17 protein-coding genes are annotated in these 20,161 nt (G+C 58.3%); 16 read left to right on the forward strand and 1 reads right to left on the reverse strand.

Annotation, left to right across the window (positions count from 1 at the left end; translation table 11 throughout):
- Positions 1–242: 242 nt before the first annotated feature.
- The 10 genes from DXZ77_RS04635 to DXZ77_RS04680 all read left to right on the forward strand — a co-directional run bounded on the left by DXZ77_RS04635 (position 243) and on the right by DXZ77_RS04680 (position 12,576).
- The gene (locus tag DXZ77_RS04635; protein ID WP_115030315.1) at positions 243–1,742 is read left to right on the forward strand and encodes an amino acid permease; all 1,500 of its coding nucleotides are present in this window, start codon (positions 243–245) and stop codon (positions 1,740–1,742) included.
- 100 nt (positions 1,743–1,842) lie between these two features.
- Positions 1,843–2,463 (forward strand): pyridoxal 5'-phosphate synthase glutaminase subunit PdxT, encoded by a 621-nt coding sequence (gene pdxT / locus DXZ77_RS04640; RefSeq protein ID WP_115030317.1) that lies wholly within the window; start codon positions 1,843–1,845, stop codon positions 2,461–2,463.
- Between the two features lie 125 nt (positions 2,464–2,588).
- Positions 2,589–3,359, forward strand: coding sequence for a YebC/PmpR family DNA-binding transcriptional regulator (locus DXZ77_RS04645; protein WP_028326216.1), 771 nt, complete (start codon positions 2,589–2,591; stop codon positions 3,357–3,359).
- A 104-nt stretch (positions 3,360–3,463) separates the two neighbouring features.
- On the forward strand, positions 3,464–3,982 hold the full coding sequence (gene ruvC, locus DXZ77_RS04650) for a crossover junction endodeoxyribonuclease RuvC (RefSeq protein ID WP_115030319.1): 519 nt from the start codon (positions 3,464–3,466) through the stop codon (positions 3,980–3,982).
- Positions 3,983–4,106: 124 nt separating this feature from the next.
- Positions 4,107–4,718, forward strand: a complete 612-nt coding sequence (gene ruvA / locus DXZ77_RS04655; protein ID WP_115030320.1) for a Holliday junction branch migration protein RuvA — start codon at positions 4,107–4,109, stop codon at positions 4,716–4,718.
- Positions 4,715–5,872 (forward strand): Holliday junction branch migration DNA helicase RuvB, encoded by a 1,158-nt coding sequence (gene ruvB, locus DXZ77_RS04660; protein WP_115030322.1) that lies wholly within the window; start codon positions 4,715–4,717, stop codon positions 5,870–5,872. The genes ruvA and ruvB overlap by 4 nt, the downstream gene beginning before the upstream one ends.
- Before the next feature lie 442 nt (positions 5,873–6,314).
- Positions 6,315–8,261: a protein translocase subunit SecD gene (secD, locus tag DXZ77_RS04665; RefSeq protein WP_258553132.1), complete on the forward strand. Its 1,947-nt coding sequence runs from the start codon at positions 6,315–6,317 to the stop codon at positions 8,259–8,261.
- Positions 8,258–9,490, forward strand: a complete 1,233-nt coding sequence (gene secF / locus DXZ77_RS04670) for a protein translocase subunit SecF (protein ID WP_115030324.1) — start codon at positions 8,258–8,260, stop codon at positions 9,488–9,490. The genes secD and secF overlap by 4 nt, the downstream gene beginning before the upstream one ends.
- 125 nt (positions 9,491–9,615) lie before the next feature.
- Positions 9,616–10,149 carry an adenine phosphoribosyltransferase gene (locus tag DXZ77_RS04675; RefSeq protein ID WP_115030326.1) on the forward strand — a complete coding sequence of 178 codons (534 nt, stop codon included), beginning with the start codon at positions 9,616–9,618 and terminating at the stop codon, positions 10,147–10,149.
- 153 nt (positions 10,150–10,302) lie between these two features.
- Positions 10,303–12,576 carry a RelA/SpoT family protein gene (locus DXZ77_RS04680; RefSeq protein ID WP_115030328.1) on the forward strand — a complete coding sequence of 758 codons (2,274 nt, stop codon included), beginning with the start codon at positions 10,303–10,305 and terminating at the stop codon, positions 12,574–12,576.
- Positions 12,577–12,658: 82 nt separating this feature from the next.
- On the opposite strand, the gene DXZ77_RS04685 is transcribed toward DXZ77_RS04680, so the two are convergent.
- Complete coding sequence (locus DXZ77_RS04685; RefSeq protein ID WP_258553134.1) at positions 12,659–14,161, reverse strand: DUF349 domain-containing protein; 1,503 nt, start codon at positions 14,159–14,161, stop codon at positions 12,659–12,661.
- Positions 14,162–14,324: 163 nt separating this feature from the next.
- Here DXZ77_RS04685 and DXZ77_RS04690 point away from each other — a divergent pair, with 163 nt between their 5' ends.
- From DXZ77_RS04690 to scpB, 6 genes are all read left to right on the forward strand, one after another.
- Positions 14,325–15,029 carry an MBL fold metallo-hydrolase gene (locus DXZ77_RS04690; protein ID WP_115030330.1) on the forward strand — a complete coding sequence of 235 codons (705 nt, stop codon included), beginning with the start codon at positions 14,325–14,327 and terminating at the stop codon, positions 15,027–15,029.
- Positions 15,026–16,417, forward strand: coding sequence for a histidine--tRNA ligase (hisS, locus tag DXZ77_RS04695; protein WP_115030332.1), 1,392 nt, complete (start codon positions 15,026–15,028; stop codon positions 16,415–16,417). Before DXZ77_RS04690 ends, hisS begins: the two co-directional genes overlap by 4 nt.
- The gene (locus tag DXZ77_RS04700) at positions 16,404–17,438 is read left to right on the forward strand and encodes a site-specific tyrosine recombinase XerD (protein ID WP_371667141.1); all 1,035 of its coding nucleotides are present in this window, start codon (positions 16,404–16,406) and stop codon (positions 17,436–17,438) included. The genes hisS and DXZ77_RS04700 overlap by 14 nt, the downstream gene beginning before the upstream one ends.
- Before the next feature lie 214 nt (positions 17,439–17,652).
- A complete protein-coding gene (locus tag DXZ77_RS04705) occupies positions 17,653–18,534 on the forward strand; it encodes a ParA family protein (RefSeq protein WP_243889099.1) in 882 nt (293 codons plus the stop codon).
- Positions 18,535–18,548: 14 nt separating this feature from the next.
- Entirely contained in the window at positions 18,549–19,439 is an 891-nt protein-coding gene (locus DXZ77_RS04710; protein WP_115030336.1) for a segregation and condensation protein A, read from the forward strand.
- Positions 19,436–20,080, forward strand: a complete 645-nt coding sequence (gene scpB, locus DXZ77_RS04715; RefSeq protein ID WP_258553135.1) for an SMC-Scp complex subunit ScpB — start codon at positions 19,436–19,438, stop codon at positions 20,078–20,080. The genes DXZ77_RS04710 and scpB overlap by 4 nt, the downstream gene beginning before the upstream one ends.
- The last annotated feature ends 81 nt before the right edge of the window (positions 20,081–20,161 follow it).

Consider the following 20,161-nt stretch of genomic DNA (forward strand, 5'->3'; position numbering starts at 1 on the left):
GACATAAAACACGTTCTCGCACCGCTGCCCACAAACACATAGGGAAGTAACCACAAATCTCTACACCACTGCCTCGCAAGACACACCAGAACCGCAAAGAATCTTTTTCAGACTAATTTCAGTGCGATATTCACAAATTCCCAGCTAGTTGGCCATGTGCAGACAACAGCCACCACAGCCGCCTAGGCGCTTGCCGACACCACAAGTTCCTGCAGGCCACCCCACGGCCTCACTGTTAGGGCATGACATCATCACAACCTGGTGAGCAACGAAGCTCATCAACGAGCTCGCCCCCTGCACAGCCAGCCGAAAACGCCTCCCTCCACCTCGAAGACGCAGGCGACACCGGCTACCACAAATCGCTCACCAACCGTCAGGTCCAGATGATCGCCCTCGGCGGCGCCATCGGAGTCGGCCTCTTCCTCGGTGCAGGACGCCGCCTGGCCATCGCAGGGCCTTCACTTATCCTCTCCTACGCCTTCTGCGGCGTCATCGCTTTCTTCCTTATGCGTGCCCTAGGCGAACTCGTCATGCACCGTCGCAGCTCCGGATCCTTTGTCTCCTACGCACGTGAATTCTTCGGAGACCGCGCCGCCTACATGGCCGGCTGGATGTACATGCTCAACTGGATGACTACAGGCGTCGCCGAAATCACCGCCATTGCCGTGTACATCAGCAAATGGCTACCCGACACCCCTCAATGGATCAGCGCACTCGTAGCCCTAGCCCTCGTACTAGCTATCAATCTCTCCAGTGCAAAAGCCTTCGGAGAGCTCGAATTCTGGGCCGCCCTACTCAAAGTGCTCGCCCTATCGGCCTTCCTCATCGTCGGCACCGTCATGGTCATCATCGGTTTCAAGTTCAATAGCAACCCCGCCGGACTACATAACCTGAACTCACCCGATGGATTCTTCCCCAACGGCAACACCCTCGCCTTCGTCATGCTCATGCAAGGCGTCGTCTTTGCCTACGCCACCATCGAACTCGTCGGCACCGCAGCCGGGGAAACCCACGACGCCGAACATGTCATCCCCAAAGCAGTCCGCGCTGTCATCTACCGGATCGCCCTGTTCTATGTCGGCAGCGTGTTCCTGCTGTCCTGCCTGCTGCCCTACACCACCTACAAAGCTGGCGAAAGCCCCTTCGTCACCGCTTTCGGATCCATGCTTCCCTGGATCGGTGACCTCATGAACGTCATCGTCATCACCGCAGCGCTCTCCTCATGTAACTCCGGCCTCTACTCCACCGGCCGCATCCTGCGCTCCCTGGCAGCATCCGGCGAAGCCCCCCGCTTCACAGCCAAACTCAACAAAACCGGCGTACCCGCAGGCGGCATTCTCCTCACCGCATTCGTGTACTTCCTGGGAGTCATCCTCAACGTGTTCATGCCCGGAGAAGCATTCGACATCGCCGTCGAAACCGCCGCAGTCGGCATCGTATGGACATGGGTGACTATCTTCGCCTGCCAAATGGCCCTACGGAAACGCATCAACAAAGGCCTAGTCGAACCCACCTCATTCCCCATGCCCGGAGCCCCCTACACCGGCTGGTTCGGCATCATCTGTCTGGTGGGCATCATCGTTATCATGCTCATCGACACCTCAAACGAGTTCTTCAACTGGAAGGTGCTCGGCGCAGCAGCCCTATTCACAGCCACCGTGTGGTTCCTATGGCCGCTAGTCAAACGCAACAAAGAACGTCACCCCGAATTCCAAAAAGCCACCGAACTCACCTTTGAATAAACCCCAAGAAACACAGCGGCGGACAGAAGCCCACAAGCACATCTGCCCGCCGCTGCTATTTGCCTAACCCACCGCACCGCACAACGTAGCCTTTTATGACGTGACATCGCCCACCATCGGAATTCTTGCGCTCCAAGGCGACGTGCATGAACACGCCACCGCCATCACCGCCTGCGGCGCCACCGCAGTGCCCATTCGCCGCCCCGAAGAGCTCCACACCGTGCACGGCATCGTCCTACCCGGGGGCGAATCCACTGTGATCGACCGGCTCCTACGAACCTTTGACCTCCAAGACCCTCTCAAAGAACGACTTCGCAATGGCATGCCCGCCTACGGCTCCTGCGCCGGAATGATCCTGCTAGCCAACTCAATCCTCGACGGCGAAAAAAGCCAACAAACCCTCGGAGGCCTCGACATCGTCGTGCGACGCAACGCATTCGGACGCCAAATCGCCTCCTTCGAAACAGACCTACCCGTAGCTGGCATCACCACTACCGACACCCCCATGCGCGCCGTCTTCATCCGGGCTCCATGGGTAGAAACCACCGGCCCTGAGGTTGAAATACTCGCTTCAGTCACCACCGAAACACCCACCGGTCACAGCACGCCCCGCCCCGTAGTCGTCGCCCAAGGAAACCTCTTAGCCTCCGCATTCCACCCCGAGATAACCGGCGACCACCGCATGCACCAGCACTTCGTCAACCTCGTTCGAGCAAGCTAAACAGCCCACCCCACTCTGAAGGCGCAGGCCACTACACGACAGATGGGTACGATGGTTCGGATCTGGATGCGATCGATACCGACAAATCCGCGGGCACTCCGTTCCGATTTTCGAGGAGACAACGTATGAGCGGTCACTCCAAGTGGGCGACTACCAAACACAAGAAAGCGGCCATCGATGCCAAGCGCGGCAAGCTGTTCGCCAAGCTGATCAAAAACATTGAGGTCGCGGCACGTACTGGCGGCGGTGACCCAGCCGGTAACCCGACACTGTTCGACGCCATCCAGAAGGCCAAGAAGAGCTCGGTCCCCAACGACAACATCGACCGCGCCGTCAAACGCGGATCCGGTGCAGAAGCAGGCGGCGCCGACTGGCAGACCATCATGTACGAGGGCTACGCTCCCGGCGGTGTCGCAGTCCTGATCGAGTGCCTGACTGATAACCGCAACCGCGCCGCCACCGAAGTGCGCGTGGCCCTGACCCGCAACGGTGGCTCCCTAGCTGACCCCGGTTCGGTCGCCTACAACTTCGAACGCAAAGGCGTCGTCATCGTCCCCAAGGCGCAAAAAGACGGCGAAGCAACCGAAGACTCCCTGCTGGAAGTCGTCCTCGAAGCTGGTGCTGACGAGGTCGAAGACTTCGGTGATAGCTTCCGCATCATTTCCGAAGCTAGTGACTTCGTTGCCGTCCGCACAGCCCTGCAAGAGGCTGGTGTGGACTACGACTCTGCTGAAGCAGAATTCGTCCCGAACCTGCAGGTTCCGCTCGATCTCGAAGGTGCACGCAAAATGTTGCGTGTCGTTGACGCCCTCGAAGACAGCGACGACGTGCAGAACGTCTTCGTTAACGGCGACATCTCACCTGAGGTGGCCGCCCAGCTCGAAGACGAAGACTGAGCACACTTTCTGCGCACACGCGTGAATGTGTGAGAGCGCCAGGTGACTCAATAAGACCTCCTGGCGCTCTCACACATATAAAGAACAAACGAAGAGGAGCAGCGGTGCGAGTTCTGGGAGTAGATCCAGGATTGACCCGATGTGGTGTAGGCGTAGTCGACGGTGCTCCTGGAAGACAACTGCGCATGGTTGCGGTAGGTGTAATCCGAACCCCCACTGGCGATCCAATTCACGAACGGCTCAATTCTTTGGCCGGTCAACTCGATGAGTGGCTCGATCAATACCAGCCTGAATCAATTGCCGTGGAGCGGGTTTTCGCCCGCAATGACGTGAGTACGATCATGGGCACTGCGCAAGCTAGCGCAATCCCTATGTTGGCTGCAGCCCGACGGGAAGTGCCGTTAGCGCTTCATACACCCAGTGAGGTTAAAGCTGCGGTTACAGGCAATGGGCGGGCCGATAAAGCGCAGGTGACAACTATGATCACCCGGATTTTGGCTCTGAATGCTCCTCCTAAACCCGCTGATGCGGCAGATGCCTTAGCGCTAGCGGTGTGTCACGTGTGGCGTGGGGGAGCGGCAGCACGTATCGAGCAGGCAACAAAGCGGGCGCAAGGGCGCTGAGAGGCAACGTTTTACCTTCGATGGAATGCGGTAGCGTTGCAGGCGAACACATGTCCGAATATGTGCCTTGCGTTCTCCGGTGGCGTGAGGTGCCCAACGCAAATCAGCATGGTTTAGGAGAAGCATGATCGCCTCGATCAGCGGCACGGTCATCAGTGCAGGGCTAGATCAGGCTGTGATTGTGGTTGGGGGTGTGGGGCTACAGGTGCGTCTCACTCCTGCCACCGCGGCCTCACTGCGAGTTGGAGAACAGGCAGAGCTGGCCACGAGCCTGGTGGTTCGTGAAGATGCGTGGACTTTGTACGGATTCGCTGATGCGCAGGAGAAAGAAATTTTCGAGGTTGCGCAAAGCGTCAGTGGAGTGGGCCCCAGGATGGCGTTGGCCATGCTCGCGGTGTTCACGCCTGCCCGGCTGGCGACAGCGATCTCTGCAGGAGAAGTCGCTGCTTTGGTGAAAGTTCCTGGCATCGGTAAGAAAAGCGCGGAACGGATCATTTTGGAGCTGCGCGAAAAGATGACGGCACTCGGCCTTGACGAAAACCCCCACCATGAAGAGCTCGCTGCCAGTAGCAGTGATGAACCGGTCTGGAATGATTCAGTAACTGAAGCTCTCATGAGTCTGGGGTGGTCTGCCAAACAAGCCGAGGCAGCCCTAGGACGGGTAGCGAAAACCGTGGATGCTGATGCTCCCGTGGGTGTCGCATTGAAAGCTGCGCTGCAGGAGCTCAGCCGATGAGCCCTTTGGGAGAGCACTCAGCCGACACGTGGGACGACGGCTCGTATGACGCATCACCACGCATCGTTGACCCTAGCGCGCACGTTGATGAATCCGGTGACGAACGTCAGATCGAAGCTGCACTACGCCCGAAACGGCTTGCTGAGTTCCCTGGTCAGCGTCGCGTCCGTGACCAGCTTGGCCTTGTTCTTGAAGCTGCTAAGCGTCGTGCTTCCAGCCCGGACCACATTCTTTTATCTGGGCCGCCGGGACTGGGTAAAACCACGCTAGCCATGATTGTGGCCTCTGAGCTTGGGGCTCCTATTCGTATTACGAGCGGGCCAGCTATCCAGCATGCTGGGGACTTGGCTTCCATCCTGTCGTCGCTGACCGAAGGGGAAGTGCTTTTCCTCGACGAAATTCACCGTATGGCCCGCCCCGCTGAGGAGATGCTCTATCTAGCGATGGAGGACTTCCGTGTCGACATCATCGTGGGCAAAGGTCCAGGCGCTACGGCAATCCCGTTGGAGCTGGCGCCTTTCACTGTGGTGGGGGCTACCACGCGGGCTGGTTTGCTGCCCGCTCCTTTGCGTGATCGTTTCGGGTTTACTGGGCATCTTGATTTTTATGACAGTGGTGAGCTCCTTGCCATTGTTCGCAGATCAGCGAATCTTCTTGATGTCGAGGCCACTGATGAAGGTCTTGCTCAGATAGCTGACCGCTCACGTGGCACCCCTCGGATCGCTAATCGGCTTTTGCGGCGGGTGCGTGACTGGGCTCAGGTGCATGGAAGTGGTGTGCTCGATGCTGATGCTGCTTGTGCGGCGCTGGAGTTGTTTGACGTTGACAGTCGCGGGTTGGATCGTCTTGACCGTGCCGTGCTGGATGCGTTGTGTCGTCGTTTTGGAGGTGGACCTGTTGGGGTCGCGACATTAGCTGTCGCGGTGGGGGAAGAACCAGACACTGTTGAGACCGTTGCAGAACCATTCCTGGTACGTGAGGGGCTCATGCTGCGTACAGCGCGTGGCCGGATTGCTGCTTCAGCGGCCTTTGAGCATTTAGGAATCCCTGTTCCTGACAATCCGGCCCTGTCTATGCCCGGTGCGCAACGGAACTCAGGATCGGATTCAACCGTCGAGAATGATCAAGGCGGCTCAGGTACAGGACGGCTATAGGAGACTGACACACACCCCCACGAGTCGCGCGCTTGGACACATCGACGCGTCACCTAGACTCGGAGGGCGCAAAGGCGCTCTCACCGTGCGCAACCGGACACTCCACGACCGTGGCGCGACCCCGGGGGAACGGTCATCGTGACTCCGTAGAAGTGCAGGTGTGGTGAGTCCGTCCATGTGTACGGTGCAGCACCGCACGACAGTGTGCACCGCTCGGTGCGTGCCATCCGTGGAGGCGTATCCGCTGATTCGCTTGGTCGGCGTCGATGCTCGTCTCAGCCTGACCGGCTCGTACGGCTGGCCAGCGAACGCATAACTCCACCAGAACAACGAGGACGATTCATGCATAGGATCCGGAACCGTCGGGCCCGCCCGGCGCCGTGGACGCGCGACTCGCTCGATCACTCGAGTGATCGCAGCAACTCGGTGAGCAGGGGGCGTCGTGGCGAGTGAGGGATCAAACGTCGGGGTAGAAAGCGGAGCGCGCCGCCCCAACACCCGACCAGCACACAAACGCGCTACCTCTGACCTGGTGATATGTACTTTCATATCGCTTGGTTTGGTGGTACTGCTTGCTTTGTCCGCCACGATGTGGGGTGGGCAGTGGGCCCCCAAACTGGGCCTGGACCTTGAAGGCGGTACGCAGATGATTCTGCAGCCGCAAACACAAAACGGGCAGACCGTCGATCAACAGCAGCTTGATCAGGCTGTTGACATCATCCGTGCCCGTGTTGACGGGCAAGGTGTGGCTGAAGCTGAAGTCTCTACGCTCGGAAACAACGTTGTTGTCTCTGTTCCGGGCCGGATGGCTAAGCAACAGGAAGATGGCCTGCGTGCCAGTTCGCAGATGGCGTTCCGTCCAGTACTGGGCATGATTCCTGTCCAGCCACCGGGTGCTACCCCCTCGCCGACACAGAGCCCCGCTCCCAGCGGTTCTGCGAGCAGTCCACCGGCAGCCAAGCCTGGTACGACTCCCGCCCCATCGGGGTCACCATCAGCTGCTGCGACTCCCTCGGCGTCCACTCCCGCTGGTCGCCCCAAGGCAGCTGCGGCTCCTGCTCCAGCACCGAAGCCGACTACACCGGCGCCTACGACACCTGCTCCTACGGGTAGTGCATCTCCTACTGCAGCTCCGACGGGTAAGCCCACTGGTGCTCCCGCCGCTAAGCCGACGGCACCGGCGGCGCCTCCTACGATCACTGCAGATGTGCGTAAGGACCCAACCAAGCTGATCGAGGCAGCTACCTCAGAGGGGTGGCTTACCCCCGAGCTCCAAGGTGAGCTGAAGCAGATCAACTGCCAGAAACAAGACGTGACTAAGCGTCCTGACCCGAACAAGGCCACCGTTGCTTGCGCTAGCGATGGTCAGAGCTTGTATGTTCTGGGCCCGACAGTGATGGACGGTAACAACATTGCTGATGCTTCTTCAGGTATGGCCACGAACCCGCAGACGGGCCAGCCCACCGGTGGTTACGAAGTCCAGCTGAAGACGCACGATGACTACGTCCAGGCGTACGCGACGATTTCTGGATACATGGTCAAGCTGGGGCAGCCGCGCAACCAGTTGGCAGCTGTCCTTGACAACCGGGTTATCTCGGCACCGTATTTCTCTTCTGCTATCACCGGTGGTCAGGCTTCGATTTCCGGTAATTTCACTGCTGATCAGGCCAAGCTGCTTGCAGACCAGTTGAAATTTGGTGCGCTTCCGATGTCTTTTGAGGTGCAAAGCACCGATAACGTCTCTCCGACCGTGGGTGGCGACCAGCTGCGCAACGGTCTGCTTGCCGGTCTGCTCGGTCTGATTCTCGTTTTCGTGTACTTCCTGTGGCAGTACCGCGTCACCGGTTTGGTTGTGGTCTCTTCTGTGCTGCTCGTGGCGGCCTTGACCTACATCATCTTGACCTTGCTTGGTTGGGGGTACAACCTGCGCCTCACAATGGCTGGGGTGACGGGTGCGATTGTTGCGATTGGTACTACTGCCGACTCGTTCATTGTGTATTTCGAACGTGTTCGTGATGAGGCTCGAGAAGGTAAACGCTTGGCAGCAGCGGTTGAGTCTGGGTGGATTCGGGCACGGCGCACGATCCTCATCTCGGACAGCGTGAACCTCATCGCGGCTGTTGTTTTGTACTTGCTCGCAGCGGCGAACGTGCGTGGATTCGCGTTCATGCTGATCGTGACGACACTGCTGGATCTTTTCGTGACGTTCCTCTTTACACATCCGCTACTGACATTGCTGGCTCGTACGAAGTTCTTCTCTTCTGGTCACAAGTTGTCCGGCTTCGACCCGAAAACTCTTGGCACGGGTGCTGGATATAAGGGTGCTGGACGATTCGTGCCGGGTCCGACCGCGGGCGCTGCCCGCCCGACCGGAGGTAGCCACGCATGAGTAAGCTCACCGACTTCGGAAATGACCTGTACACGGGTCAACGTTCAATCCCGTTTGTGGGGAAACTGAAGCTTTGGCTTTCCATCTCAGCGGTTTTGATGGTGATCGTGGCGTTGGGTGTGGGACTTCGTGGCCTTAATCCCGGTATCGAGTTCACTGGAGGGTCGGACTTCCGGGTTTCTGGTGTTGCCGACACGCAGAGCTACGACACGAAAGCTCAGGCTGCAGTTAAGGGTGCCTCTGGCGTCGATGTTGCTTCTTCCACGGTGATCAGTGGGAACACGGTCCGTATCCAAACGGAGCGGATGAAAGATGACTCAGTTCGGCAGGTCAGTGCCGCGCTTGCGAAGACCTTCGGCGTTCCCGTCGAGAATGTGAACTCTTCGGTTGTGGGTCCTTCGTGGGGTGAGTCAGTTTCAAAACAGGCAATTCAGGCCCTAGTAGTCTTCCTCGTCATTGTTTCGTTGGTGCTGGCTTTGTACTTCCGTACGTGGAAGATGTCGTTGGCTGCGCTGATTGCTTTGGCGCACGACATGATCGTGACGGTCGGTATTTATGCCTTGGCCGGTTTTGAGATCACGCCAGCTTCGACTATCGGGTTCCTCACTGTTCTCGGATATTCGATTTATGACACGGTAGTTGTGTTCGACAAAGTTCGTGAGAACACTGCGGAGGTGGCAAAGACGGGGCGTCAGACGTATTCAGAGGCCGCAAACTTGGCGGTAAACCAGACGCTCATCCGTTCGATTAACACCACGATCGTGGCTTTGCTGCCGATTCTTGCGGTGTTGGTGATGGGCTTTACGGTGATCGGTCCGGGAACGTTGCTGGACTTGTCGTTGTCGCTGTTTGTCGGTGTCAGCGTGGGTGTATACAGCTCCATCTGTATTGCGACGCCGTTGTTGGCGCATTGGCGTGAGAAAGAGCCTGCTATGCGTGAGTTGTCGGTGCGTGCTCGCAAGCGGCGTGAGCAGCTTGAGCAGCAGGGTGTGCGCGTGGATGCTCGCGGCTATATCGAGCAGTCTGTGATGGCGGATCAGTCAGCTGGGGATGCCTCAGCTCCTGAGCCGGTTCCGGCGCGTACGGGTGCGTTTGAGCGTCCGGTGCCTTTGGCTTCAGATCAGGAAGTTGGTCCGCAAACGATGACTGGCCGTCTGATTCACCCGTCGATGTTGCAGGAAGACTCGAAGGGTAAAAAGAAAAAGAGGTTTGGTCGCAAGTCTCGCTGATGTGAGTAGGTGAGGTGGCGTGAGGGGCACACCGTTTGGTGTGCCCCTCACGCCACCTCACGGAGTTGTTGAGCAAGTGATGGGGGTGGGGGTGGGGGTGGGGTTGATGGTTTAGGCTCACGTTCGTGTCGCAACGCACTGATTTGGCTCACCTTGTTTCTTCCCGTCTGGTTGATGTGGAGGATTTCCCTTCTCCGGGTGTTCTTTTTAAGGACTTCACCCCTGTGTTAGCTGACCCTGAGGTAATGCGCGCTGTGGTGGATGATGTCGTTGCGCGTTTTTCGGGTGAAGTGGATGCGGTTGCGGGGGTGGAGGCGCGTGGCTTCATGTTGGGCGCTGCCTGTGCTGTAGCGATGGGTGTGGGTTTTGTTCCGATCCGTAAGGCGGGCAAGCTTCCGCGGGCTACGTTCAGTGCGGAGTATTCGCTTGAGTATGGTTCGGCAACGTTGGAAGTTCATCAGGATGCCTTTTCCCGTGGAGACCGGGTGTTGGTGATGGATGATGTGTTGGCTACGGGTGGTACTGCGTTTGCTGCGTGTTCGTTGGTTCGGCGTACGGGTGCCAGTGTTGTTGCTTTCGACACAGTGGTAGAGATCGCCGCGCTTGGGGGGCGGCAGCGGCTAGTTGATGAGCAGGTTCACAGCCTTCTCGTGGTGTGAGGGGCGCAGAGCGAACACGGTGTGCGGTAGTGAAAAAAGGCGACGGTCAGTTAGGGGCACTATTATTTCTTCATGAACGACACTCCGGCCCGAACGCAGCAGACGCCGCCTGAAACTCATTCGGTTGTGTCCTCCTCGTCCGCGGGTGGGTGGATGCGGGCACGTTTGGCGTGGTGGAGCACGCCGCGTGGTTCTGTGACTCCAGCGATTGAGCCGTTGGTTCGTGCGGTGCGTCAGGCGCACCCGAAGGATGATATTGCGTTGATTGAGCGCGCTTATGAGGTGGCTGAGCGGGTTCACAGTGGGCAGTTCCGTAAGAACGGGGATCCGTACATCACACATCCGATTGCGGTGGCGAGCATTCTTGCTGAGTTAGGGATGACGTCGACCACGATCGCGGCTGCTTTGCTTCATGACACGGTTGAGGACACTGATTACAGCCTTGAGGAAGCTCGAAGCGATTTCGGGGAAGAGATCGCGATGCTTGTTGACGGCGTGACGAAGCTGGACAAGGTCACGTACGGCGATGCTGCGAAGGCTGAGACGGTACGAAAAATGGTCATCGCGATGTCGAAAGACATCCGGGTGTTGGTGATCAAGCTGGCTGACCGGTTGCATAACGCGCGTACGTGGAAGTACGTCCCTGCCCAGAAGGCGCAGCCTAAGGCGAAAGAGACTTTGGAGATTTATGCGCCTTTGGCTCATCGCCTTGGGATGAACACGATTAAGTGGGAGTTGGAAGATCTTTCTTTCGCGACGCTGTATCCGAAGGTGTATGACGAGATTGTTCGGATGGTAGGGGAGCGGGCACCTGCACGGGAGGAATATCTGGCGAAGGTGAAGGAGCAGGTGGGCTCTGATCTGAAGAAGGCGGGGATGGATGCCACGGTGACGGGGCGTCCGAAGCACTACTACTCCGTGTATCAGAAGATGATTGTGCGGGGTCGTGATTTTGATGAGATCTACGACTTGGTGGCTGTGCGGGTGTTGGTGGACACGATTCGTGATTGTTATGCGGCTGTGGGTGCGGTGCATGCGCGGTGGACGCCGATGCCGGGGCGTTTTAAGGATTACATTGCGATGCCGAAGTTCAATCTGTATCAGTCGTTGCATACGACTGTGGTGGGGCCGCAGGGAAAGCCTGTGGAGATCCAGATTCGTACGCATCAGATGCACCAGCGGGCTGAGTATGGGGTCGCGGCGCATTGGAAGTACAAGGAGAAGTCCGGTGGGGTGCCGAGCAATATGGCTCAGCCGGTGGAGAACGGTCATACGGATTTGGATTGGTTGCGTCAGGTTCTGGATTGGCAGAAGGAGACGCGTGATCCTGGCGAGTTTTTGGATTCGTTGCGGTTTGAGATCAATAGCCGTGAGGTGTACGTGTTTACGCCTCGGGGTGAGGTGATTGGTCTTCCGACGGGGGCCACTCCTGTGGATTTTGCGTATGCGGTGCATACCGAGGTGGGGCATCACACGATTGGGGCTCGGGTTAATGGTCGTTTGGTGCCGTTGGAGAGCCGTTTGGAGAACGGTGATGTCGTTGAGGTTTTGACGAGCAAGGTTGACGGGCATGGCCCTTCGCGAGACTGGATTGATTTTGTTAAGTCGCCTCGGGCACGGAACAAGATTCGTGCGTGGTTCACCAAGGAGCGTCGTGAGGAGTCGATTGAGCGCGGCAAGGATGAGATCACGAAGGTGATGCGTAAGCGTCATCTTCCGTTGCAGCGGTTGATGACGGCGCAGATGCTGGAGTCTATTGCTACGGGGTTGGGGCAAAAGGACATCAGTGGTTTGTATGCCTCGGTGGGGGAGAGGAATATCTCTGCCGAGTCGGTGGTGGATCGTATTGTTCGCTCGCTTGGCGGTGAGGAAGGCGCTTCGGAGGATCTTGCTGAGGCAACGATTCCGGGGGCGCGTAACACTGGTCCTGCTGATGCGGGGGGCACGGATTCGGGTGTCACTGTTGTTGGTGTCTCGGATGTGTGGACGAAGCTGGCGCGTTGTTGTAGCCCGGTTCCTGGTGACGACATCATCGGGTTTGTGACGCGGGGTAAGGGGATTTCGGTGCATCGCCGGGATTGTCCGAATGCTGATTCTTTGTTGGCGCAGCCGGAGCGGATTCGTCAGGTGCAGTGGGCTCCGAGTTCGGCGAGTGTGTTCCGGGCGCAGATTGAGATTGAGGCGATTGATCGGCAGGGGTTGTTAGCGGAGATCACGAGTGTGATCACGGATCAACGTATCGGCATTGTGGAGTCCAGTGCGCGGTCAACGAAGAACGATCACATGGCGTATATGAAGTTCACGTTCGAGATGGGAGATGCGAGCCATCTGGACCATATAGTGCGTAATTTGCGTCGGATTGATGGGGTGTATGACGTGCGTCGAGCGTTGGGGTCCCAGGCTAGGGGGCTCGGTCAGCGGCGGTGATTCGGCTGTGTTGTAAGTAGTGCGGGTTATCTCCACTGGAGATAACCCGCACTACTTACATATATGTGGTTGTTTCAGTTGATCAGCGTCCGAATTCAGCGAGTCCGGCTTGTGCTTGTTTCAGCCATTGTTCGCGTGCTTCGAGGGCTTCGCGTGCCTTGGCGATTTTGGCAGCGTCGCCGCTTTCCTCTGCGCGGGCAAGGGCCTTGCGGTATTTCGCGAGTTGTTCTTCTGCCTGGGCTGCGAGGCTGGCTGCGCGGGCGGCGACCTCGGGGTTACTGGATGCCCATTTCTTGTCTCCGGCTTCGCGGATGGCTTGTTCTACGCGGCGCATGCCTTTTTCCATGCGGTCGATGTCGGCGCGTGGAACTTTGCCTGCGGCGTCCCATTTGTCTTGCAGGAGGCGTAGTGCAGCTTTGGCTTTCTCGACATTTTTGACCGGCAGAAGCTTGTTGGCTTCTTCGAGGAGTTGTTCTTTGACCACGAGGTTGGCTTTGAACTGTTCTTCTTCGGCGGCGCTGACGGCGTCTTTGGCGTCGAAGAATGCGTCCTGGGCTGCTTTGAAGCGCTTCCACAGGGCGTCGTCATCGGAGCGGGAAGCCCGGCCGGCTTGGCGCCAGCGGTCCATGAGGCGTTTGTAGGCACCTGCAGTGGCTCCCCAGTCTGTGCTGTCTTTGAGCTTTTCAGCTTCGGTGACGAGCTCTTCTTTGCGTGCTTTGGCTGCGGCTTGTTCTTGCCCTAGCTGGGCGAAGTGGACGCGGCGCATCTTGTCGAAAGAGTTGCGTGAGGAGGATAGGCGCTGCCAGAGACCTTGTTCGGTTTCACGGTCAATGCGGGTGCCTTGCCGCTGCGCTGTTTTCCATTCGTCGAGCAGTTCGCGCATGCGGGCGCTGGACTGCTTCCACTGGATTTTGTTTTCGGGCTGGGCGGCGATCTTTTCGGCCTCGGTGACGATTTCTTCGCGGCGGGCGATGGCTTCGGCGCGGGCGATGGCTCGTTGTTCGTTTTCGACGGTTTTGCGCGCTTCGATCGCGGTTGCGATGGTTTCGATGCGGTTGTCGAGGGCGACGAGGTCACCGACGGCGTGCAGGTCTTTGACGGCTTGGCGAAGGTGGTTGAGGCCTTCTTGGGCTTCTTTGGCGGCGAGGTCGGTTTGGGTGACTCGCTGGTAGAGCAGGTCTGCTACTGCTGCGACTTCGTCGAATTTGCGGGCGAAGTAGGCGATTGCTTCTTCTGCGGTGGCGCCGGGGTAGGAGCCCACGGGGCGTTCGCCTTCGGGGGTGCGGACGTAGACGGTGCCGTCTTCGTCGACGCGGCCAAAGGAGGCGGCATCGCCGGTGGATAGTGTGGTCGGCATGCCCTCGATCCCGGGCTGGAGTGCTGGGGAGGTGGCCGCGGTGGCGGGGGTTGCCACTTCTTCGGGTGCGGTTTCCTTCGGCGCTTCAGGCGAGGGGGTGGGGGTTTGCGCTGCCTCGTTGGTGTTTTCCGAGACAGCTGTTTCCGCTGTGGTGTTCTCGGACTGCTCGGTAGCGGGAGCGCTCTTGTCGATGTCGGACACGGCGATGGCCTCATTCTTCGTAGACACCGGCTTGATGCCGGTTCGATGGAAACGTCGCCTACCACGATACGCACGGTTTGCTGTGGAGCGGTCATCTGGTTGGGGCCCAGTGGGGGTTATGGGGGGTGTGTCACGGGGGATGGGTGGGGCGGGCTGCTGCGTATTGGCTGGAGGGGGCTAGGGTGATGGGGTGTTTGTTGTGGGTTTTTCTGCGCAGGCTTTTGGTACTAATTGTTTTGTTGTTGCGCCGGATAAGGGTGAGGAGTGTCTCGTTATTGACCCTGGTTTTGGGGTTGAGGGTCAGTTGCGTGAGGTTGTGGATCGGTATCGGTTGCGTCCGGTGGGGTTGTTAGCCACGCATGGGCATTTGGATCACACGTATTCGTTGCCGGTGTTGTCGCAGCAGGTGGGGATGCCGGTGCGGATTCATGGGGCGGATCGGTACCGGTTGGCGGATCCGGCGTTAGCGTTGAGTGCGGATTTGTTGTCGATGGTGGAGCAGCAGTTGGGGTTTGGGGTGCAGTGGGTGCAGCCACAGGATGTGGTTGAGGTCGACGGTGGGCAGGTGGTGTCGTTGGCTGGGTTGGAGTTTGAGGTTGTGCATGCTCCGGGGCATACAGAGGGGTCGGTATTGTTTCGTTTTTCTGGGGTGCCGCAGGGGGTGGCGGCTGATGTTGAGGTGGATCACACAATTTTTAGTGGTGATGTGTTGTTTGCTGGGAGTATTGGCCGCACTGATTTGCCTGGTGGTGATGGCCAGCTGATGCAGCGGACGCTGCGTGAGGTTGTGTTGGCGCAGTCTGATTCTGGGCTTGTGTTGCCTGGTCATGGTCCAGCGACGACGATCGGGCATGAGAGATTGACTAACCCCTACCTGCAAGGACTGCACTCATGAGTATGAAGGTGACGCCGATTAGCGGCTTTCCAGAGTTTCTTCCTGCTGACCGTTTGGTTGAGCAGCATGTGTTGTCTGTGATCGCTGAGACGTTTCAGTTGCATGGTTTCGCGAATATTGAGACGCGTGCGGTGGAGCCGGTGTCACGGCTGCTTGGTAAGGGTGGTGATGCAGATAAAGAGATTTATGGTGTTTCGCGGTTAAGTGCTGATCCTGGTGATGCCGATGAGGTGGATCCATCTCGCCGGTTGGGTTTGCATTTTGATTTGACGGTTCCGTTTTCGCGGTATGTGTTGGAGAATGCGGGCAAGTTGCAGTTCCCGTTCCGTCGGTATCAGATTCAGAAGGTGTGGCGGGGTGAGCGGCCGCAGGATGGCCGGTTCCGTGAGTTTGTGCAGGCGGATATTGATGTGGTGGGGGCAGGGGAGCTGCCGTTCCACTATGAGGCGGAGATGCCTCTGGTGATTGTTGATGCGTTTAGTAAGTTGCCGATGGGGCCGTTCCGGGTTCAGGTCAATAACCGGAAGATTCCTGAGGGTTTTTATTTGGGGTTGGGGATTGCTGCTGAGCAGGTGGTGACGGTGCTTCGGATTGTCGACAAGATCGATAAGGTGGGGCCTGAGGCGATGGTGGCGATGCTGGTGGAGGCTGGGCTGTCTGCGGAGCAGGCGGATAAGTGTTTGGCGTTGGCTCAGATCAGTTCGACGGATTTGTCGTTTGTGGATCGGGTGCGTGAGTTGGGTGTGGAGCATCCGACTTTGGATAGTGGGCTTGCGGAGTTGGCTGCGGTGGTGGAGGTTGCTGCGCAGCAAGCTCCGGGTGTGGTGGCTGCGGATCTGCGTATTGCGCGGGGCTTGGATTACTACACGGGTACTGTGTATGAAACGCAGTTGATTGGGCATGAGTCGTATGGGTCGATTTGTTCTGGTGGCCGGTACGACTCGTTGGTTTCTGATGGTCGGACTGCGTATCCGGGTGTGGGTATTTCGATTGGTGTTTCGCGGTTGGTTGCGAAGCTACTTGCTGATGGCGATGTGGTGGTTTCGCGTCCGACGGCGACGTGTGTGTTGATTGCGCTGAATCAGGATGAGGATCGTTCGCGGGCGATGGGTGTTGCGGCGGCGTTGCGGTCGCGGGGGATCGCGTGTGAGGTTGCGCCGAAGGCCGCGAAGTTCGGTAAGCAGATCAAATACGCGGATCGTCGAGGGATTCCGTTTGTGTGGTTCTTGGGTGCGGAGGGCGAAGATGGCGTAGTTGCGCCGGATTCGGTGAAGGACATTCGCAGTGGGGAACAGGTGCAAGCGCAGGCGCAGTCGTGGTCTCCGTCGGCGCAGGATGTGCGTCCGATTGTGTCTGCCCGGGTTGCGGCCGTGGTTGAGGGGGCCTGACCTGCAAACGGGGCCTGTTGAGCGTTCTGGGGAGGGGGATGGGTATGTCCTCCTCCCCGGGCGTGTGCCGTCGGTAGAGCGGTCGGTGCGGGTGTGGCTGGATCATTTGCGGGTTGAACGGGGGTTGGCGTCGAATACGTTGACTGCGTATCGGCGGGATTTGGGTAAGTACGTGGAGTTTTTGGGTGGGCGTGGGGTGCAGTTGCTGCGGGATGTTCGCACCGCGGATGTGGTTGATTTTGTGTCTGCGTTGCGGCAGGGCGAGTTGGGGCGGGTGTTTTCACTGGCTTCGACGGGGCGGATTCTTGCGGCGGTGCGTGGTTTGCATGCGTATGGGGCGGCTGAGGGGTGGTGTGTGGATGATCCGGCGGCGGTGGTGCAGCCTCCTGCGCCGCCGGCGCGGTTGCCGAAGGCGTTGTCGGTGGATGAGGTGGCGCGGTTATTGCAGGCTGTTGAGGTTTTGGGTGATGGTTCGGTGGCGGATGTTGCGTTGGGGTTGCGTGACCGTGCTTTGTTGGAGTTTTTGTATGGCACTGGGGCGCGTGTATCTGAGGCAACTGGGTTGGATGTGGATGGGGTGGATTTTGAGGAGGGGTCTGTTCGGCTTCGGGGTAAGGGCGATAAGGAGCGGATAGTTCCGTTGGGACGGTATGCGGTTGAGGCGTTGGAGGCGTATGTGAGGCGTGGTCGTCCTGTGCTGGTGGGGGCGGGGGCGCGTGGGGGTCGTGGTCCTGGTGCGGCTTTGTTTCTTAATAGTCGGGGCAAGCGTCTTTCTCGGCAGTTAGCGTGGGGGGTGATTACGGGTGCTGCGCAGCGGGCGGGGTTGCCTGAGGGGATTGGCCCGCATACGTTGCGGCATTCGTTTGCGACGCATTTGCTTGATGGGGGTGCTGATTTGCGTGTGGTTCAGGAGTTGCTTGGGCATTCGAGTGTGACGACGACGCAGATTTACACGAAGGTGTCGATGGCGCGGTTGCAGGAGGTGTATGCGGGGGCGCATCCGCGGGCGCGTTTTTCCTGATGAGGTGTTTAGGCGGTGATGCTGGGTGAGTTATTCGGGGCGTGTGCTCAATTCGCTTGTTCAGGTGCCGGGTGCGGGGTGAATTGCCCTGGTAGGGTCGTGGCGAAACGCTATCGATGGTGGTGGCCGTGATGCCGTGTCGAAGGAGGGCGAACGGATGAGTTCCCCAGCTGGTTCCGATTTCCTCAGTCGGTCGGATGCGCCGGAGGCCGTGATGGATGAGCCGCTGCCCGGCAGTGAGTGTGTGGGGGTGGGCACGGTTGATCTGACTGGTCGTGTCTTGCCAGATTTTGGTACGCCTGCGGTTTTGGACCGGCATGGTCCGGCGCGGATTATCGCGGTGTGTAATCAGAAGGGTGGGGTTGGGAAGACGACAACGTCGATTAATCTGGGTGCGGCGTTAGCTGAGTTGGGTCGGCGTGTGTTGTTGGTGGATTTTGATCCGCAGGGTGCGTTGTCGGTGGGGTTGGGTGTGCCGACACATGATCTTGATATGACGATTTATAACCTTCTCATTGAGAAGGGGCACGATGTGCGTGATGTCGTGCAGTCGACGAGTAATCCGAATATGGATTTGGTTCCGGCGAATATTGATTTGTCGGCGGCTGAGGTTCAGCTCGTTGGTGAGGTGGCGCGGGAGATGGTTCTTTCGCGGATTTTGCGTCCGATTGTGGATGACTATGACGTGGTTCTTATTGATTGTCAGCCGTCGTTGGGGCTGTTGACGGTGAATGCGCTGACGGCAGCGCATGGTGTGATTATTCCGTTGGAGACGGAGTTTTTCGCGATGCGCGGTGTGGCTTTGTTGGTGGACACGATTGACAAGGTTGCCGATCGGTTGAATCCGCGTCTGAAGATTGATGGGATTTTGGCGACGATGTATGACGGTCGCACGCTGCATAGTCGTGAAGTGGTCCGTAGTGTGGTGGGGCATTTTGACGAGAAGGTTTTTCACACGGTTATTGCACGGACGGTGAAGTTCCCTGATGCAACGTTGGCTGCGGAGCCTATTACGGCGTATGCGCCTTCGCATGGTGGCAGTGAGGCTTACCGCCAGCTGGCGCGTGAGCTGATTTGGCGTGGAGATGCCCCCTGAGCGGCGTATCGGGCATGGGGGGTAGTTCTCGCGTACCCCGTGAGGGTGTGAATTCAGGGCAGCAGGCTCCTGGTGGCGTGCTTACGCGGCGTGACCGCCCGTCTTTTGAGGTGCATTTGGATGTTTTTAATGGGCCTTTTGATTTGTTGTTGGGGTTGATTAGTAAGCACAAGCTGGATATCACTGAGATCGCCCTTGCGAGCGTGACGGATGAGTTTATTGCTCATATTCGAGCGATGCAGGCGGCTGATCCTAATTGGGATGTTGATGTCGCTTCGGAGTTTCTTTTAGTCGCGGCGACTTTGCTTGATATTAAGGCGTCGCGTTTGTTGCCGACCCCTGAGGTTGAGGATGAGGAGGATTTCGCGCTGATTGAGGCGCGGGATTTGTTGTTTGCGCGTTTGTTGCAGTATCGGGCGTATCAGGAGATGTCGGAGTGGATTGCTGAGCGGATGGGTGCTGAGGGTCGTGCTGAGCCTCGGCGTCCGGGTGTAGATCCGTTGGTTTCTGATTTGGTGCCTGAGCTTGTGTTGGGGATTTCGGCGGAACGTTTCGCGGCAGTGGCTGCCGGGGCGATGACGCCTAAAGCTGCGCCGGTGGTGGCGACGGAGCATTTGCATCAGCCGTCGGTGTCGGTGGCTGAGCAGGCTGCGATTGTGGCTGAGCGGGTTCGGGATGGGGGTGAGGTGTCGTTTGATGATTTGGTTGTCGATGCGGAGTCGACTTTGGTGGTGGTGGCGAGGTTTTTGTCGTTGTTGGAGTTGTTCCGCTCGGCGTCGGTGGATTTTGTGCAGGATGCGGCGTTGGGGGTGTTGCGGGTTCGCTGGACGGGTGAGGCGGAGGATGTCTGTGCTGATGGGGTGGTTTTGTCGTCGTTTGATGGGTTTGAGGAGGAGTGCGCGTGAGTGTTGAGGCTGTTGAGGGGGTTGGGGGCAAGGATGTTGAGGGTGAGGATTTTGTTGTTGATGAGTTACCGGGTGGTTTGAAGGCTGCGTTGGAGGCAGTTGTCATGGTGGTGGAGGAGCCGGTGACGGTGGAGCAGTTGTCTTCGGCGTTGTCAGTGTCTTCGCAGCGTGTGGAGGCGACGCTGGAGGAGTTGCGGGATGAATATGACTCGCAGGGGCGTGGGTTTTCTTTGCGGTGCACGGAGATTGGGTGGCGTATTTATTCTCGGGCGGAGTTGGGGCCTGCGGTTGAGAAGTTTGTTTTGGAAGGGGCTAGGGCGCGGTTGACGAAGGCTGCGTTGGAGACGTTGGCGATCATTGCGTATCGGCAACCTGTTTCCCGGGCCCGCATTAGCGCTGTGCGTGGTGTGAACGTCGATGGTGTTGTGCGTACTCTTTTATCTAAAGGGTTGATCACCGAGATGGGTTTGGATCCGGAGCACGGCGCGGTGCTGTATGGGACGACGCCATATTTTTTGGATCGGTTGGGGGTTGGATCGTTGGATGATTTGCCTCCTTTGGCGCCGTATCTTCCGGAGGTCGAGGAGGTCACTGATCGTCTCGATGTGGCGTTGGATGTGGAGTCTGCCGCGGATCGGTGAGTTTGTGCGGCGCAGTGAGTACTGCGTCTTTGTTTGTCAGTGCCGTCCCGTTTACGTCGGGGTGCGGTTGTTTGTTGTCGA

Source organism: Dermatophilus congolensis (genome assembly GCF_900447215.1).
GTDB lineage: Bacteria > Actinomycetota > Actinomycetes > Actinomycetales > Dermatophilaceae > Dermatophilus > Dermatophilus congolensis_A.

Excerpts from the sequence above, each read along its gene's own strand:
- hisS (WP_115030332.1), top strand. The coding sequence starts at position 15,026 with ATGAGTATGAAGGTGACGCCGATTAGCGGCTTTCCAGAGTTTCTTCCT.
- DXZ77_RS04705 (WP_243889099.1), top strand. The coding sequence starts at position 17,653 with ATGGATGAGCCGCTGCCCGGCAGTGAGTGTGTGGGGGTGGGCACGGTT.
- DXZ77_RS04645 (WP_028326216.1), top strand. The coding sequence starts at position 2,589 with ATGAGCGGTCACTCCAAGTGGGCGACTACCAAACACAAGAAAGCGGCC.
- DXZ77_RS04710 (WP_115030336.1), top strand. The coding sequence starts at position 18,549 with ATGGGGGGTAGTTCTCGCGTACCCCGTGAGGGTGTGAATTCAGGGCAG.
- DXZ77_RS04680 (WP_115030328.1), top strand. The coding sequence starts at position 10,303 with ATGCGGGCACGTTTGGCGTGGTGGAGCACGCCGCGTGGTTCTGTGACT.
- ruvB (WP_115030322.1), top strand. The coding sequence starts at position 4,715 with ATGAGCCCTTTGGGAGAGCACTCAGCCGACACGTGGGACGACGGCTCG.
- ruvA (WP_115030320.1), top strand. The coding sequence starts at position 4,107 with ATGATCGCCTCGATCAGCGGCACGGTCATCAGTGCAGGGCTAGATCAG.
- secF (WP_115030324.1), top strand. The coding sequence starts at position 8,258 with ATGAGTAAGCTCACCGACTTCGGAAATGACCTGTACACGGGTCAACGT.
- DXZ77_RS04635 (WP_115030315.1), top strand. The coding sequence starts at position 243 with ATGACATCATCACAACCTGGTGAGCAACGAAGCTCATCAACGAGCTCG.